At 67.5% G+C, this 13,228-nt stretch carries 11 protein-coding genes; 9 read left to right on the forward strand and 2 right to left on the reverse strand.

Annotated features, from left to right (window positions below; translation table 11 throughout):
- Positions 1–95: 95 nt before the first annotated feature.
- The 6 genes from QE360_RS13300 (at position 96) to QE360_RS13325 (ending at position 8,431) form a co-directional block, all read left to right on the forward strand.
- Entirely contained in the window at positions 96–2,471 is a 2,376-nt protein-coding gene (locus QE360_RS13300) for a glycoside hydrolase family 127 protein (protein ID WP_309702186.1), read from the forward strand.
- Between the two features lie 11 nt (positions 2,472–2,482).
- Positions 2,483–3,478, forward strand: coding sequence for an Ldh family oxidoreductase (locus QE360_RS13305; protein WP_309704179.1), 996 nt, complete (start codon positions 2,483–2,485; stop codon positions 3,476–3,478).
- Positions 3,479–3,496: 18 nt separating this feature from the next.
- Positions 3,497–5,293, forward strand: coding sequence for a DUF885 family protein (locus tag QE360_RS13310; RefSeq protein WP_309702188.1), 1,797 nt, complete (start codon positions 3,497–3,499; stop codon positions 5,291–5,293).
- A 74-nt stretch (positions 5,294–5,367) separates the two neighbouring features.
- Entirely contained in the window at positions 5,368–6,282 is a 915-nt protein-coding gene (locus QE360_RS13315; RefSeq protein WP_307099307.1) for a dihydrodipicolinate synthase family protein, read from the forward strand.
- The gene (locus QE360_RS13320) at positions 6,282–6,992 is read left to right on the forward strand and encodes a GntR family transcriptional regulator (protein ID WP_309702191.1); all 711 of its coding nucleotides are present in this window, start codon (positions 6,282–6,284) and stop codon (positions 6,990–6,992) included. The genes QE360_RS13315 and QE360_RS13320 overlap by 1 nt, the downstream gene beginning before the upstream one ends.
- Before the next feature lie 35 nt (positions 6,993–7,027).
- On the forward strand, positions 7,028–8,431 hold the full coding sequence (locus QE360_RS13325) for an amino acid permease (protein WP_309702193.1): 1,404 nt from the start codon (positions 7,028–7,030) through the stop codon (positions 8,429–8,431).
- Here QE360_RS13325 and QE360_RS13330 read toward each other — a convergent pair.
- Complete coding sequence (locus tag QE360_RS13330) at positions 8,395–10,734, reverse strand: EAL domain-containing protein (protein ID WP_309702195.1); 2,340 nt, start codon at positions 10,732–10,734, stop codon at positions 8,395–8,397. The genes QE360_RS13325 and QE360_RS13330 overlap by 37 nt on opposite strands.
- 144 nt (positions 10,735–10,878) lie before the next feature.
- On the opposite strand from QE360_RS13330, the gene QE360_RS13335 reads away from it, so the two are divergent.
- The 3 genes from QE360_RS13335 (at position 10,879) to QE360_RS13345 (ending at position 12,786) form a co-directional block, all read left to right on the forward strand.
- Positions 10,879–11,487 (forward strand): TetR/AcrR family transcriptional regulator, encoded by a 609-nt coding sequence (locus QE360_RS13335; RefSeq protein WP_309702197.1) that lies wholly within the window; start codon positions 10,879–10,881, stop codon positions 11,485–11,487.
- A 188-nt stretch (positions 11,488–11,675) separates the two neighbouring features.
- Positions 11,676–12,095 (forward strand): hypothetical protein, encoded by a 420-nt coding sequence (locus tag QE360_RS13340; RefSeq protein ID WP_309702199.1) that lies wholly within the window; start codon positions 11,676–11,678, stop codon positions 12,093–12,095.
- 151 nt (positions 12,096–12,246) lie between these two features.
- Complete coding sequence (locus QE360_RS13345) at positions 12,247–12,786, forward strand: alpha/beta hydrolase (RefSeq protein WP_309702200.1); 540 nt, start codon at positions 12,247–12,249, stop codon at positions 12,784–12,786.
- Between the two features lie 111 nt (positions 12,787–12,897).
- On the opposite strand, the gene QE360_RS13350 is transcribed toward QE360_RS13345, so the two are convergent.
- Positions 12,898–13,113: a hypothetical protein gene (locus QE360_RS13350; protein WP_309702202.1), complete on the reverse strand. Its 216-nt coding sequence runs from the start codon at positions 13,111–13,113 to the stop codon at positions 12,898–12,900.
- Positions 13,114–13,228 lie beyond the last annotated feature (115 nt).

Below are 13,228 nucleotides of genomic sequence, written 5' to 3' on the forward strand. Positions count from 1 at the left end.
CCCTTTCATCGGGTGTCGCTTCGCCGGTTATGGCAACGCGATTGACCCTCTCTCCAACGAACGCTAACGGTATACGGTATTTTGTGGAGAGCAAGATGGTACGGGCAAGCAGGCGCGAATGGATGCGGGGAGCGGCCACCGCCGCCTTGATCGGTGCGGCGCCCCGCGCGATCGCGGCACCGGCTTCGCGACTTCCCGCCAAGGCCGAACCCCTGCCGCTGAACGCCGTTCGCCTGCGCCCGTCCATCTATGCGACCGCGGTCGAGACCAACCGGCGCTATCTCTATCGGCTCGATCCCGACCGGCTGCTCCACAATTTCCGTCTCTATGCCGGTCTGAAGCCCAAGGCGGAGATCTATGGCGGCTGGGAAAGCGACACGATCGCGGGCCATACGCTGGGCCATTACATGTCGGCGCTGGTGCTGACCTGGCAACAGACCGGCGATACCGAGATGCGGCGGCGCGCCGACTATATCGTCGCCGAACTGGCCGAGGCCCAGGCCAAGCGCGGCAACGGCTATGTCGGCGGGCTGGGACGCAAGCGCCCCGACGGCACCATCGTCGATGGCGAGGAGATCTTCCCCGAGATCATGGCGGGCAAGATCAAGTCGGGCGGGTTCGACCTCAACGGTTCCTGGTCGCCGCTCTACACGGTTCACAAGCTGTTCGCGGGGCTGCTCGACATTCATGGCGGCTGGGGCAATGCGCAGGCGCTGTCGGTGGCGGTCGGGCTGGGCGGCTATTTCGCCCGCGTCTTCGCCGCGCTGGACGATGCGCGGCTGCAGGAAGTGCTGGGCTGCGAATATGGCGGGCTGAACGAGAGCTTCGCCGAACTCTATCAGCGGACCGGCGACCGCCAGTGGCTGGCGCTGGCCGAGCGCATCTATGACCGCAAGGTGCTCGACCCGCTGGTGGCGGGGAAGGACCAGCTCGCCAATTTCCACGCCAATACCCAAGTGCCCAAGCTGATCGGTCTGGCGCGGATCCATGAGATCACCGGCAACCCCGCACCGGCGGCGGGCGCACGCTTCTTCTGGGACACGGTGACGCAGCATCACAGCTATGTCATCGGCGGCAATGCGGACCGCGAATATTTCTCGGAGCCCGACACGATCGCGCGGCACATCACCGAGCAGACGTGCGAGCATTGCAACACCTACAACATGCTCAAGCTGACCCGGCACCTCTATGGCTGGCAACCCCAGGCGGCGCTGTTCGACTTCTATGAACGCGCGCATCTGAACCATGTCATGGCGGCGCAGAATCCGGAGAATGGCGGCTTCACCTATATGACGCCGCTGATGACCGGCATGGCGCGCGAATTCTCGACGCCCAAGGACGACGCCTTCTGGTGCTGCGTCGGATCGGGGATGGAGTCGCATGCCAAGCATGGCGAGTCGATCTTCTGGCAGGGCGGGGACGCGCTGCTCGTGAACCTCTATATCCCGGCCGAGGCGCGGTGGGAGCGGCGCGGGGCGACCGTCACGCTCGACACCGCCTATCCGATGGAGGGGCAGGCGACGTTGCGCTTCACCCGTCTCGACCGTGCGGGACGCTTTCCGGTGGCGCTGCGGGTGCCCGGCTGGACTCAGGGCCAGGCGGTGGCGGAGGTCAACGGCCAGCCGGTCGAGCCGGTGTTCGACCGCGGCTATGCGGTGGTCGAGCGGCGGTGGAAGGCGGGCGACAGCGTCGCCATCCGCCTGCCGCTGGAATTGCGGGTCGAACCGACGCCGGGCGACGACAGCGTGGTCGCGGTGGTGCGCGGGCCGATGGTGATGGCCGCCGATCTGGGGTCGGTCGAGACGCCGTGGAACTCCCCCGACCCCGCCATGGTCGGCGCGCACCCGCTGGCCGCCTTCACCCCGGCCGAGGGCGCACCGGCGCGCTATGCGACGCGCGGCGTGTTCCGCCCGGCGGATCTCAGCTTCGTCCCCTTCTTCAGCCAATATGACCGCCGCAGCGCGGTCTATTTCAAGCGCTTCACCGAAGCGGGATGGAAGGCCGAGGAGGCGGCCTTCCTCGCCGATCAGGCACGCGCCCGCGACATCGCCGCGCGCTCGGTCGACGTCATGCATCTGGGCGAGATGCAACCCGAGCGCGATCATGGACTTACCTCGGAGATTTCCTATCCCGTCTCCTATCGCGGGCGGCAGGGTCGCGATGCGCGGTCGGGGGGCTATATCGAGTTCAGCATGGCGGTGCGTCCCGGCCCGCTGGTGCTTCAGGCGACCTATTGGGGCGACGAGCGCAAGCGCGACTTCGACATTCTGGTCGACAATGTGAAGGTCGCCACCCAGCATCTGGAAAGCGACAAGCCGGGTCAGTTCTTCGACGTCGAATATCCGCTTCCGCTAGGGGTGACGGCGGGCAAGAAGAGCGTGCGCATCCGCATCGTCCCGCATGACCGCAGCACGGCGGGGCCGATCTTCGGCATGCGCCTGTTCACCGCCAAGAAGGGCGTGACCGCGTGACCGGCGTCCGCATGACGCTGGCCGAGTTGCGGTCGCTTGCGCGGGCCAAGCTGCTGGGCGCGGGGCTCGCCCCTGCCCATGCCGAGGCGGTGGCCGAGACGATGGTCGCGGGCGAGCGTGACGGCTGCGCGTCGCATGGCATTTATCGCCTGCTGGTCGCCGTCTCCAGCATCAACAAGGGCGTCGTCGTTCCCGATGCCGAACCCGTCCTGTCGCATCCCGCGCATGCGCTGGTCCGCGTCGATGGCGGCGGCGGCTTTGCCCAGCTGGCGTTCCAGACCGGCAAGCCCGCACTGATCGAAAAGGCGCGCAGGAACGGCATCGCCGCGCTGGCGCTCAACAATGTCGTGCATTTCGCCGCGCTCTGGCCCGAGGTCGAGGAACTGGCCGAGGCGGGGCTGGTCGCGCTGGCCTTCACCCCCAGCCATGCCTGGGTCGCGCCATCGGGCGGGGCCGAGCCGGTGTTCGGGACCAATCCGATCGCGTTCGGCTGGCCGCGCCCTGATGGCCCGCCCTTCGTCTTCGACTTCGCCACCAGCATGGTCGCGCGCGGCGAGATCGAGCTTCACCGCCGCGCGGGCAAGGCGGTGCCCGACGACTGGGGCGTCGATGCGGAGGGACGGCCCACCACCGATCCCGCCGCGATCCTGTCGGGCGCGATGCGGACCTTTGGCGGGCATAAGGGATCGGCGCTGGCGGCGATGGTCGAGCTGCTCGCCGGGCCGCTGATCGGCGACATGACCAGCCGCGAGTCGATCGACGTCGATGCCGGGCGCGGCGGATCGCCGCTGGGCGGCGAACTGATCATCGCGATCGATCCCAAGGGGTTCCTGGGCGATCTTCTGCCCGAACATCAGGCGCGGGCGGAAGCGATGTTCGCCGCGATCACCGGGCAGGGGGCGCGGCTCCCCTCGGCCCGGCGCTATGCGGCGCGGGCGGTGTCACTGGCGGAGGGCGTGGTGATCCCCGCCGATCTGCACCGCGATGTCACGGCACTGAATGGTTGAAGCAGGAAGGGTATGAGCATGACGAACCGGATCGCACCGCTTCTGGCGGGAATGGCCCTTCTCTGCGTACCGGGGGCCGCGGAGGCGAAAGCACCGACGGCGCAGCCGCGCGGCAAAGCGGCGACGGCGACGCGTGCGGCGGACGCCCGCTTCCGTGCCTTGTCCGAGGCGGAATATAAATGGCGGGTCAGCCAGAACGCCGCCGACGAGGATAGCGGCAGCGCCGGATCGCGCCAGTTGCCCGATGTCGGTCCGGCGGCGCAGGCGGCGCGGCTGGCCCGGTGGGAGGCGACCGCCAAGGCGCTGGACGGCATCGATATCAATGCCTTGTCGCCCGATGTTCGCACCGATTACATGGTCTATCGCGGCCAGATCGATGCCCTGCTCGCCGCCCAGCGCTTCCGGGAATATGAGAGGCCGCTGAACGCCGATACCAGCTTCTGGGGCAATCTCGCCAGCTGGGCGCGGGGCAGCTTCACCAAGGAAAGCCAGTATCGCGACTATATCGCGATGCTCCACCAGATGCCGCGCTATTACGACCAGCAGATCGGCAATATGCGCGCCGGACTGGCGCGGGGCTTCACCCCGCCGCGCGTCACGCTGAAGGGGCGCGATATCGGCGTCGCGCAGGTGGTCGATGCCGGCTTGGGCGAGGACCAGCCCTTCTACGCGCCGTTCCGCACCATGCCCGCCACCATGGCGCCCGCCACCGTCGCGGCGCTGCGGGCCGAGGCGAAGGCGGCGATCCGCGACGACGTCCTGCCCGCGCATGTCAAGCTGCTCGCCTTCCTGCGCAACGACTATATGCCGGGTGGACAGGCCAGCACGGCCGCCTATGACCTGCCCGACGGCAAGGCCTATTACCGGTCGAAGATCCGCGAATATGTGACCGCCGACATGACCCCCGAACAGATCCATGCCATCGGCCTGTCGGAGATCAAGCGCATCCGGGCGCGGATGGACGATGTGATGCGCGAGGTGAAGTTCACGGGTGATTTCCCCGCCTTCCTGACCTTCCTGCGCACCGATCCGCAATTCTATGCCAAGACGCCGCAGGAGCTGCTCGACCGCGCGGCCTGGTTCGCCAAGAGCTTCGACGGCATCGCCGCCGACTGGTTCGGCCGCCTGCCGCGCAGCCGGTTCGCGATCAAGCCGGTGCCCGCCGATCTCGCGCCCTTCTATACCGCCGGGCGCGGCGGTCCGGGCATCTATCTGGTCAACACCTATGACCTGCCGTCGCGTTCGCTCTATGCGCTGCCCGCGCTGACGCTGCACGAAAGCGCGCCCGGCCATGCCTTCCAGATGCCGCTGGCCGCCGAGAACAAGGATCTGCCCGCCTTCCGCCGCGACAGCTATCTGTCGGCCTATGGCGAGGGCTGGGCGCTCTATTGCGAGGCGCTGGGCGAGGATATGGGCTTCTACAAGACGCCCTATGATCGGTTCGGCATGCTGTCCTATCAGGCCTGGCGCGCCGCGCGGCTGGTGGTCGATACCGGCATCCATGCCATGGGATGGAGCCGCGAGCAGGCGCAGGCTTATCTCCACGACAATACCGCGCTGTCGGATCACGAGATCGAGACCGAGGTCGACCGCTACATCGCATGGCCGGGCCAGGCGCTGTCCTATTATATGGGGCAGCTCGCCTTCCAGAAGGCGCGCGCCAAGGCGGAGAAGGCGCTGGGGCCGAAGTTCAACATCCGCGCCTGGCACGATGCAATGTTGCAACTGGGCTATGTCCCCTTGCCCGTCATCGCGCAGCGCACCGACCAGTTCATCGCAGAAGGCGGCAAGGGCCCCTATCCCGATGAGGAATGATCGCGATTGACCTGCGTCGATCGATTCGCTAAAAAGTATACGGTATCTAAATATAAACAGCAGGAAGACAGATTGTGAGCATCGGCTGGCGTGGCGTATTCCCCGCGGTGACGACCCAGGTGCGGGAGGATCTTTCGATCGATCTCGCCGACACGCAGCGCGTGGTGGACGATCTGGTCCGCGACGGCGTGACCGGCGTCATCGCCCTGGGCACGGTCGGCGAGAACAACTCGCTCGACTATGATGAGAAGGTCACGGTGCTGACCGCGATCGTCGAGGCGGTCGACGGCCGCGTGCCGGTGATCACCGGCGTGTCGGAATATGACACGCGCCGCGCGGTCCGCTATGCGCAGGCCGCCGAAAAGGCCGGCGCTGACGGCCTGATGCTGCTGCCTCCGATGGTCTATGTGCCCAAGGCGCATGAGCTGGTGAACCATTTCAAGGGCGTGGCGGATCAGGTCGGCCTGCCGATCATGCTCTACAACAACCCGCCCGCCTATCGCACGGTCATCGACCAGACGGTGCTGGAAGCGCTGGTCGACGTGAAGAACATCGTCGCGGTCAAGGAATCGGCCCCCGACACGCGTCGCTTCACCGACTTCCGCAACGCCTTTGGCGATCGTTATGTCCTGTTCGCGGGGCTGGACGACGTGGCGCTCGAGGGGCTGTACCTCGGGGCGCAGGGCTGGGTCTCGGGCCTGACCAACGCCTTCCCCAAGGAGTCGGTCGAACTGGTCGCCGCGTTCGAGCGGGGCGATCATGCCAAGGCGATGGAAATCTATCGCTGGTTCATGCCGCTCCTCCACCTCGATGCCGAGCATGACCTGGTCCAGTCGATCAAGCTGGCCGAGCAGGTCATGGGTCGCGGTTCGGAGCGCGTGCTGCCGCCGCGCTACGTCCTCGAGGGCGAACGCCGTGCCCAAGTGATCGCGATGGTCGAAAAGGCCGCCGCGACCCGCCCGACCCTCGGGCTGAGCAAGGCCGCCTGATGGCGACGACGCTCCCGCCCCGCGACATGGTGCCGGATGACGGCCGAGCGCGGGGCGGGGGCGTCATCGTCGTGCAGACGCTGGCGGACCGGATCTTCGCCATCGTCCGCGAACGGATCGTGGCCGGGACGCTGGGGGGCGACCGGCCGATCCGGCAGGATGCGCTGGCCGCCGAACTCGGCGTCAGCAAGATCCCGCTGCGCGAGGCGCTCGCCCGACTGGAGCAGGAGGGGCTGCTCCAGGGGGTCGCCAATCGCGGCTATCTGGTCGGTCGGCTGAGCGCGGCGCGGGCCGAGGAAATCTACATGCTTCGCTGCCGCCTCGAACCGGCGGCGGCGGCGCGTGCGGCGTTGGTCGCGAATGACGAGGACCGGACGCGGCTGATCGCGGCGTTCGACATGCTGGACCGCGCCGCGACCAGCGATCTGGCGCAGGTCGCCATCTCCAACCGGCAATTCCACATGGCGATGGTCCGCCCGATCGGACGGCCGCTGACCATCCGCATGATCCGACAATTGGCGGTGCTGGCGGAGCGCTATGTCGTCGCGCATTTGCAACCCGCCGGGCGCGATGCCCGCGCGCATCTGGAACACCGCGAACAGCTCGATGCCTTTCTGGCGCGCGACGCGGAACGGGTTCAATCATTGCTTGACGCGCATATCCGGTCCACGCTGATGGACCTGAAGGGCGGGTTCGCACTCGCCGGATAGCATGGAAACCATCGAGGCGGGGGATTTTGCTTCACATGTTCGGACCGTTCAAACCGCTGGGCAGCGCGACCCAGCATGGGGAAGGGCAGGCGCTGGCCAAGACGCTCAGCTGGCCGCACCTCATCGCGCTGGGGGTCGGCGCGATCGTCGGCACCGGCATCTACACGCTGACCGGGGTGGGCGCGGAACGGGCGGGGCCCGCCGTCATCCTGGCCTTCGCGATCGCGGGTGCGGTCTGCGCCTGCGCGGCGCTCGCCTATGCCGAACTCGCCACGCTGATCCCGGCGGCGGGCAGCGCCTATACCTTCAGCTACACCGCCTTGGGCGAGACGCTGGCCTGGATCGTGGGGTGGAGCCTGATCCTGGAATATTCGCTGTCCTGCTCGGCGGTCGCGGTCGGCTGGGGTGGCTATCTGGTCGGCTGGATACAGGCGGCGGGCATACACTTGCCGCCCGAACTCCTGTCCGGGCCGCATGGCGGCGGCATCGTGAACCTGCCTGCGGTGGTCGTCGCCCTGTCGGTGATGGGCATGCTGATCGCGGGCACGCGTGAGAGCGCGACGCTCAATATCGTCCTCGTCGTCATCAAGCTGGTGGCGCTGGGCATCTTCGTGGCCTTTGCCCTGCCGGCCTTCCAGGGCGATAACCTTCATCCCTTCATGCCCTATGGCTTTGCCGCGCACGAAGTGGACGGTGCCAAGCGCGGCGTGATGGCGGCGGCGGCGATCGTGTTCTTTGCCTTTTACGGGTTCGACGCGGTCGCGACCTCGGCAGAGGAAGCCAAGAACCCCAGCCGTGACCTGACCATCGGTATCGTCGGCTCGATGCTGGTCTGCACGTTGATCTACATGGCGGTGGCCGTCGCGGCGATCGGATCGATGCCCTTCCAGCAGCTCGCCAATTCGCCCGAGCCGCTGGCGCTGGTCCTTCGCTCGCTGGGCCAGCCCCAGGCGGCGCATCTGATCGCGCTGGCCGCGGTCATCGCGCTGCCTTCAGTCATCCTGGTCATGATGTACGGACAGAGCCGCATCTTCTTCACCATGGCGCGCGACGGCCTGTTGCCGCAGTCGCTCGCCGTGGTCAGCAAGCGCAGCGGCGCGCCGACCCGTATCACGCTGGTCACCGGCCTCTCGATCGCGCTGGTTGCGGGCACCTTCCGACTGGACGAGATCGCCGAGCTGGCCAATGCGGGCACGCTGCTCGCCTTCATCGCGGTCGGCGCCTGCCTGATGGTGCTGCGGCGCAAGGCGCCGGACGCCAAGCGGCTGTTCCGCTGCCCGCAGCCCTATCTGGTCGGCACGCTCGCCATCCTGGGCTGCATCTATCTGCTGTTCAGCCTGCCCAGTTCGACCATCATCCGGTTCGTCGTCTGGAACCTGGCCGGGTTGGCCTTCTACTTCGTCTATGGTCGGCGGCGGAGCGCGCTGGCGGCGGGATAGGCGGGCAGGCGGCCCGGGCGGCCGAACAGATAACCCTGGGCCTGGGGGCATCCTTCCTCCAGCACCATGCGATGCTGTTCGGCCGTCTCGACCCCTTCGGCCACCACTGGCAGGTTCAGGCTCTGGCCCAGCCCGACGATCGCGCGGACGATCGACCGCGCGGCCTCGTCATCGGTGACGCCCGAGATGAAGCTGCGGTCGATCTTGATCTTGTCGAACGGAAAGCACTGGAGGTTGCCCAGCGAGCTGTAGCCGGTGCCGAAATCGTCCATGACGATCCCGACCCCCATGGCCTTCAGCCGGTGCAGCGTCCGCAGCGTGCCCTCCCGGTCGTGGAGCAGGACGTTCTCGGTGATCTCCAGCTCCAGCCGACGCGCGGGAAAGCCGCTTTCGGCCAGCGCCTTGGCGACGATCTCGGCCAGGTTGGGCAGCTGGAACTGGATGGGGGAGACGTTGACCGCCAGCGTCATCGGCTCGGGCCAGGCGGCGGCGGCGCGGCAGGCCTCACCCAGCACCCATTCGCCGAGTTGCAGGATGATGCCCGTATCCTCGGCGATCGGCACGAACTCGTCGGGGACGATCTCGCCGCGCTCGGGATGCTGCCAGCGGAGCAGCGCCTCATAACCGATGATGCTTGCGCCCTCGGTCGAGACCAGCGGCTGATAGACCAGCCGCATCTGGTCGCGCAGCAGGGCATGGCGCAGGTCATGTTCGAGCGCACGGCGATGGCGGACCGCATGGTCCATGTCCTGGTCGAAGAAGGACGCCGCGCCGCGCCCGCTCGTCTTGGCGCGGTACAGCGCGACATCGGCATTGTGGCGAAGCCCATCGGTGTCGGCGGCATCCTGCGGGAACAGCGACACGCCGATGCTGACCCCGACCGCCGTCGGATCGCGGCTCAGGTCCATTTCGGTGGCAAAGGCGCCCAGGATCGTCGCGACCAGCTTGTGGACCCGGTCGGGATCGTCGACCCCGCGCTGGAGGATCAGGAACTCGTCGCCGCCGACCCGTGCGACCACCGCCGCCTCGTCGACCACGCCGGTCAGGATCCGGGCGACGCGACACAGGATCATGTCGCCCGCCGCATGGCCGAACAGATCGTTGACCGCCTTGAACCGATCGAGATCGAGCGCGAGCAGCGCGAAGGGGCCCTTTTGGTCGGCCTGTGCGATGGCCCCCTCCAGCGCCTGGGCGAAATAGGCGCGATTGGGCAATCCGGTCAGCGGATCATGGACCGCCATATATTCGATCTGGCGCTGCGCCCGCCGCTGCTCGGTCAGGTCGCGCACCGCCATCACGGTCGATCGTCGCCCGCGATATTCGATCTCGTGACAGGCGACCTCCAGATAGCGTTCCATCGAGGCGTGGCAGGGGCGCGTCTCGACCGGGTGATCGTGCGTCAGGCTCAGCGGCACGCTGTCCATGGTCTCCAGCCAGTCCCCGGGGGTGGAGCCAATCAACGCCTGCGGCTCGACCCCCAGCATTGCGGCGAGCCGCGCATTGGTCTCGACGATACGGCCGTTCAGCAGGATCGCGATCCCCTCGCGGGTCGCCTGGGTCAGGCCGTGCAGGTCGGTCAGCCGCCGGTCGAGGATGGCCGCGCCGATCATCATCACGACGATCAGGCCGGCCGCTCCCAGCACGGCGCGGGCCAGGCCGTGCGGCTGTAGCGGTTCGAGCGTCGGATCGACCACCACTCCGCCGGGCAGGAGCGTCGTCGCCGCCATCGCCCCGAAATGCAGCATCACGACCCCCATCGCGCCCGCCAGGATCGGCAGGACCGCGCGCGTCATCCCGCGCAGCCGGATATGGGCGATCAGCGCGAGCGAGAGGAAGGCCGTCGCGCCCAGCATCGCCTGCGTGACGCCCCATGGCCGGTACAGGATGCGGGCGGGAACGATCAGTGCGCTCATGCCGACGAAGTGCATCGCGGCGATGCTGGCGGCGATGATCGTGGCCGCGATCACGAGCATCCCCGTCTCCCGCCGCCGGGCGATGAGGGTCAGCGCGAGCCAGATGCCCGCGATCGGAATCCCGATCGAAACGACGGTCAGCGACAGGTTGAACCCCAGCGGCAGGGGCCCCCGATAGGCGAGCATGGCCAGGAAATGCGTCGCCCAGATGCCGATCCCCGCGGTGATCGCGGCAAAGGCCAGCCAGCTGCGGCGGCGACCCTCGACGCATTCCTCCGACCGGGCGTGCAGGAGGAAGAGCGCGGACAATCCCAGGACGCAGATCCCGGCGGCCAGTCCGACCAGCCAGGGATCATGGTCTTTGGTGATACATCCGACGATATTGAGCATGCTGTCCTGGTCCCCCGACGACCCTTCATAGGACGACGTCGCTTTCCGAACATTTAAGAGCATTGGCACCGGATCGGAGGAAGCCGACCGGGTAGGGCGTTCGGGGGTTTCAAAAATCGCCGGGATAATTATATACCGACTGTTATGGAAAATGCTTTGCCCGCTTGTAAGGGGCGTCCTCGCGAATTCTGCACTGAGCAGGCGCTGGCCTCGGCGCTCCGGGTCTTCTGGAGCAAGGGGTATGAGGGCGCGTCGATGGCGGACCTGACCGAGGCGATGGGGATCACCAAGCCCAGCCTCTATGCGGCGTTCGGCAACAAGGAAGCGTTGTTCCACAAGGCATTGGACCTCTATGAGGCCGAGAAGATGGCCTATATCCGCGAGGCGCTGAACCAGCCCACCGCGCGGGGCGTGGCCGAGCATCTGCTGCGTGGCGCGGTCGATGCGCAGACCAACCAGCAGGAACCGCGCGGTTGCCTGGGGGTGATCCACTCGGTCGCCTGCGGGGCGGAAGCCGAATCGATCAAGGCGGAGGTCGTCGCCCGCCGCGCCTCGTCACAGGCGGCGCTGCTCGCCCGGTTCCAGCGCGCCAAGGACGAAGGCGATCTGCGCGAGGATGTCGAGCCCGAGGGGCTGACCGCGATGCTCTATGCGCTGTTCCAGGGAATGGCCGTGCAGGCCGGGTCGGGGGCCAGCCGCTCCGACCTGGAAAGGCTGGTCGAGACGGGGCTGAAATGCTGGCCGACGCGTTGAATACCGATCGGTATAAAATGCTTGACGGGGCGTCGGCGGCTTAATATACCGCTTGGTATGGAAGGCGCCTGGTAGTCTTCCGAACATCATTGGCGAGACATGGATACGGGCGGCATGGGGTCGCCGGATCGCGGCGGGCGGATGCGCTTTGCCGGACAGGGTGTCGCGCGACGCAAAAGGGGTATGTCATGGCCTATGTCGCTTTTCAGGAAATCGGTGCCGCGCGGGCCGCGTTCGATGCCGCCACCGCTGAACAGGGCGCGGCGGCGATCCGTCCTGACGCCCGCCTGTCGGCGCTGGAATGGCAGGTCGTGGCGCTGGCCCGTCGCGACCGCGTCTCGTCGCTGCGCGCGCCCAGCCGTCTGGGCCGCGCGCTCGGCTCCATCTTCGGCGAGACGCGCAATCCCCGGCTGGCCGATCCCTCGCTCGAGGCGCTGCGCCGGATGGCGGTGCTGAGCTGGCATCATGGCTATAGCGTGCCCTCGCACGAGGTCCGCGCGTTCCTGGCCGCCGGGTACACCCCCGATCAATATGAGCTGATGGTCGACAGCATCGCGACCGCGCTGGCGGGTTCGCGCCGTTCGACCCGGATCGCCGCCGCCGCCTGACGGCGATCCTCGCGCCGGGACGAGGCGGCGTCGCGTCGATGCCCCTTGCCTCGCGCGATAAGCGGCGTACCTTGGGGGGATCAGCGACGGAGCAGATCCATGCGCGGCCGAACTGCGTCTGACCGACCCCTTTTCGATCATCACCCTGCCCATGGCGGGCGCGCCGGGCAGCGAGCAGGCGATGCCGTGGGAAAGGCTGTTCGCCTGGCCCCGTCGTGGCGATGTCCAGCTTCCCTTCGACGCCAGCAGCCGCGAGGCGCGCGATGCCTGGGCTACCCGGCTCGACCATGCGGTGGCGCATGCCGACAAGGCGGTGCTGCTGGTCGCGGAAAACGCCGCCTGCCTGGCCAGCATCTGGTGGGCGCGGCTGTCGCCCAGCCATTATGTCTCCAAGGTCGCGGGCGCGCTGTTCTTCCAGCCGCCCTCCATCGCGCCGCTCGACCGGTCCGGCGGGCAACTCTTCGCCTCGCCCGAGGCGGCGCTGCCTTTCCCGTCGCTGGTGATCGACGGCGCGATGCACGGACCCGCGCTGGCGCAGGCCTGTGGCGGGCGGCTGCTGGAGGCACCGCGCGCCGCGCCGCCCGCGACCGGCATGTGGCGACAGGCGCAGCGTTTGATCGAGCGGCTGTCGGCCGGGGTGGTCGAACAGGATATGCGCGTCCTGCGCACGCTGGGCATTCCCGACCGATGACAGGCATAAAAATGGCCCGGCGGGATGCCGCCGGGCCAGTCGAACGCCATAGGGAGCTTCCTTTGGCGAGCAGGAGAGGTGGCGGGCCGCGTCGCCCGCGTCCGTCCGCCGCTATTGCGGGGCCGTGCTGTTGAGGTCGGCGTCGTTGGACGTCAGCAGGTCGTTGCCCAGGGCCTCGTTTTCCGCCACCGGCGTTTCGTCATTGGCAAGCACCACCGATCCGTTATCCAGCGTGGCATTGTCGGCGGTGGTCCCCTTGGGGGAGCAACCGGCAAGCGGCGCGATCGACGCCAGCAGGATCAATGGAAAGGCGCGACGTCGCATCATGAATCCGGTTCCCTTCTGTCCCTGTACAGCCCTGTTCGGCTCGGTCTGATAAATACATACCAAATCGATGGGATATAAGAAGCGCTATTCTTTCGCGGCTGATAGCTGGGCTATC

The organism is Sphingomonas sp. SORGH_AS_0789 (assembly GCF_031453055.1).
In the GTDB taxonomy this organism is placed as follows: domain Bacteria; phylum Pseudomonadota; class Alphaproteobacteria; order Sphingomonadales; family Sphingomonadaceae; genus Sphingomonas.